The sequence below is a fragment of the uncultured Boseongicola sp. genome (genome assembly GCF_937988555.1).
Taxonomy (GTDB): domain Bacteria; phylum Pseudomonadota; class Alphaproteobacteria; order Rhodobacterales; family Rhodobacteraceae; genus Boseongicola.
The window spans coordinates 1-3,581 of record NZ_CALJXO010000108.1; the positions used below are offsets into that span (position 1 = coordinate 1).

The window sequence follows — 3,581 nt, forward strand, 5'->3', positions numbered from 1 at the left end:
AGCGCTATGGGGTCTACGATCGCCGTCTGGGGCGTGGCTATTACAAAAACTAGTTTAGTCCGGTCGCATTGACGACAAAGCTCGGGATGATCAGAGACACTGCGCGATTCCAGCGCGTCACAGGCTGCTCTGCAATGAAAATCACGTCGTTTGGACGAAGTTGAAACCGCGTTGCGAGCAGCAGGTTGGCGGCGTTGGATGCGTCGAGATTATAGGCGGTAAGCCCCGCGAAATCACGTGGGTCACTGGCGCCTCGCAAAACATAGATATGTCGTGGGTTGCCCTGCCGCGTTTGAAAGCCACCCCCTTCGCCATAAAGAACATCTGCAAGCGATGCGGTTTGCTCAAACGGGAGTGAAACACGCGACTGATTGCCCACTTCTCCTGCGAGATAGACATAGTCCATATCCACTGCGCCCAGTTGCAGAGCGCGATCAAATCGGCCCTGCGCCTCTGCGATCTCTGTTTGGCGGAGCGAAATTTCCACCCGCAGCTGATTGACCGCCTGCACACGTGCAGACTGCCTGAAATTCGTCAGAAGAATTTGTTCCTGAAAGAACGCCTGAGCGCGTCCAAGATCATAGGTCGTGTCGACAAAGACGGCATCACTCGCTTGCAGACGAATGCTCTGGAGATCGGGATCGCCGCGATAGGCCTCAAATGGAATTTGATACAGGCCGCCGTCCCGATAGATGCGAATAGTCACAAACTCAGGCGCTTCCCCAGCAATGCCACCTGCCAGTTGCAATGCTTCATTCAGACGAAGCGGCGTGAGCGTGATCGGAAGAACGCTGGGCTGCTTAACGGCGCCGCCAATTGTGACGCGTTTCGAATTGAACTCTGACACTTCGAGGCTGAAGGCAGGCTCCATGCCGGCCTCAACCAGGCGGGTGAACAGCGTATCTTCCGCCTCGTCCAAAGCCATACCCGCGAGCATGACGCGCCCGACATTTGGTATGGCGATGGCGCCGTCGTCTTGGACAGTGAACCCCTGCCGTGACGTTTGCGCCGCAAGAATGCCCGTCAATTGCTCCACAGTTGATCCACCTGCGGGGGACGCAAAAAGCAAAACGTCACCAACCCCAATCCGATAAGGCGCCTCCGCGACGGGAGGAGGCGCTCGCAGAATGGCCGGGGATGGCCGCTCAATCTCATCGAAAACCGGGTTGGGCGGTTGAACAGCGCTGGGGCGTGTTAGTCCGGCAGTCGCGGAATTGCGAAACGCGGCGGGGATGGCCTTAGGTGTGTATAGGGCACGGTTCGCGACCATGACCGTTTCAGCCGTCATTTCCACAACCCGAACCTTGAGCCCAGCGTCGGTCGTCTCTTGTGTTACTTTTGGGCTAATATAGGCGACACCGCAGCCAGCGAGGCCAAGACAAAGAGCGGCGACAGCGAACGGTTTGAGTATCATGCTAATTCCCTGAACTTTGAGTGTCACTGGTGGACCCACCATTCCCGCCAGATGCCGCACCCAAAAGAAGGCCAATACCAAGCAATCCAATCGCCACGTCCCGGCCAGAAAGACCACCTGTACTCTCGGCACCGGGAACGGCTGCAAAATCACGATCCGCGCAAGAAAACACCGCTCCCGAATAAGTCCGCGAGCGTGTATAAAACTCTTTGTCTACGGTGCAGAAACGCGTGCAGTCAGGAAGCCTCTCTTTCAAGAATACATGCAGCTCAGTCCCAGCGATGGCGCACTGACGAGACCCCACAATTTCCAGGGAGCCATCCAAAATTTGCTCTTGCGCCTTCGCCGGGCCAATCAGCGCCCCCAAAACCGCCATCGCGGTAAGAAACTTTCCATAAGACATTCGGCTCTCCTGATCCCTTGCTGTCTCGGTTCGCTTTAATTTGAAATCACAACAACACTGCCATTCATCGCTACATTCGTCAGGCGAAGATAGCCGACATCTGATCCCAACCACTGTAGCGAGCTGGTTACCGCTCCGCCTTGTCCAATGGTATAGGTATTCACAAAAGATACACCCGCCCCACGACAATCTTCCGTCATTCGATAGCTTGATGGATTACTTTTACGAAGCGCCACATTGCATTGAAATGCCCGGGTTTTGATTTGGTTCTCACCGTCGAGATACTGGTGAACACGCAGTGCTTCACCAGAGCTTCTTGTGCGCACCCGAGACAGTGTGTCGGAAACATCTGCAGAGATGAGATCAAATCCAAGCCCAAATGTTGAGATAACCAAACCGCCTCGCGTCACCAACGCACTGCCATCACCGGCGCGCCAGGTTACATAGCCACGCGTTTCAGCGGTCTTAATAAACGTCCCCGAACGACCAAGCGCGATGAGCTCGGCGCGGATGCGTTCAAGGTTGTCCGGCAATAGGACGACTTCGTTGGTAACCTCAGGAGAGCTTTCGCGCCCCATTGCGACGCTGCCTTCAAGACGCGCCTGGGTACAGGCCGAGAAAAGGAGGGCTGCAAAAAGGAGAAGGGGCCGGACACTCATTATCTAAAGACCCTCCCCCATTCGTCGCCCAATTCTTTACTGTGCCAAGGCCTGACGGTCTCGTAGAGACGGTTGGGCACATTAAGCCTTGCCCCACCGTCCCTTAGGACTGGTCGGATTGTCGTGCGGAAAGAATTGCGGGCAGGCTCGCCAGTGATCCAGGTGATTGGGATCTCAATCGTGATCCCCTTGTCAAATGACCCCTCACCAAAGTCGTCGAAACTCACATCAGTGAGTGTCGCAAAGCCCCCAATGCGAATGCCATTTTCAAACTCTCTGTCTACGCTCAGCGTTGCGCCCCAATCGCCAGCGAGGTAGCGACCAACGTCAAGCTGCGTATGAAATCCGTTTCCAAGATCGTAGTAGGCTGAAACGTGGCCCGTCGTCGTTTCATAATCCTGGAAACCGAATTGCTGATCAAAATCGCGTTGCTTCACATAGTTCAGCTCGCCGCCAATACCAAGCCGGCTGTCGACTGGTTTCCAAAGCAATTCCGCTGATAGGCCTCCGTACATCTTTTCCAAATAGCCAAAGCTAAACCGGCTGTAGAGGTCGCGTCCCGGTCGCCCAAATCGTTCAAGCGCCAGGTATTCGAGTGCGGGATCGCCTTCCTGATTATAGAGGGCATTTTCAGAGCGAACTTTTGGCAAAACAGACGTCGATGCTCTGACGGAGTTGTTGAGCGAGCCCAATGCTTTTTTCCGGATCGACCCTGACACAAAGACCCCATTTCCAAAGGCCAGGCGTCCCTGCGCGCGCACTCCAACGTCCGCCCTGAGCGGCCCATCCGGATCAAAAAGCTCGGTATCAATGTAAGGCGTCAACGACCAATCAAAACGCGGACTGACGATCGCAGTCTCGCCCAAGTCTGCTGCATCCGAAATATCTGCGCGCACAAACGAAAGCCACGCCCCATCTGGCGCATGTTCAAGCTCCTCAACGTCTCGGCGGCGCATATCTATGGTGCTAAGGGCCATCCCATTTTCTATTGCAACGATGCGAAACGCTTCGATTTCTGCCGGCAGGACGCGCGACAAGACGCGCACGGTGCGCCCAATCGCCTGAGGCTGGGAGCGCCAGCGTGTGTTTCGTATTTGGACAGTCG

At 55.4% G+C, this 3,581-nt stretch carries 4 protein-coding genes; all 4 read right to left on the bottom strand.

Translation table 11 applies throughout. The annotated features are described in order from the left end of the window. Positions 1 to 49 precede the first annotated feature (49 nt). Positions 50 to 1,414: a polysaccharide biosynthesis/export family protein gene (locus tag Q1B15_RS05880; protein ID WP_299751524.1), complete on the bottom strand. Its 1,365-nt coding sequence runs from the start codon at positions 1,412 to 1,414 to the stop codon at positions 50 to 52. A gap of 1 nt (position 1,415) precedes the next feature. Continuing rightward, on the bottom strand, positions 1,416 to 1,817 hold the full coding sequence (locus Q1B15_RS05885; RefSeq protein ID WP_299751526.1) for a hypothetical protein: 402 nt from the start codon (positions 1,815 to 1,817) through the stop codon (positions 1,416 to 1,418). Between the two features lie 35 nt (positions 1,818 to 1,852). Next, complete coding sequence (locus Q1B15_RS05890; protein WP_299751529.1) at positions 1,853 to 2,476, bottom strand: YjbF family lipoprotein; 624 nt, start codon at positions 2,474 to 2,476, stop codon at positions 1,853 to 1,855. After that, the coding region (locus Q1B15_RS05895; RefSeq protein ID WP_299751531.1) for a YjbH domain-containing protein at positions 2,476 to 3,581 on the bottom strand (1,106 nt) is incomplete at its 5' end. The genes Q1B15_RS05890 and Q1B15_RS05895, both read right to left, overlap by 1 nt.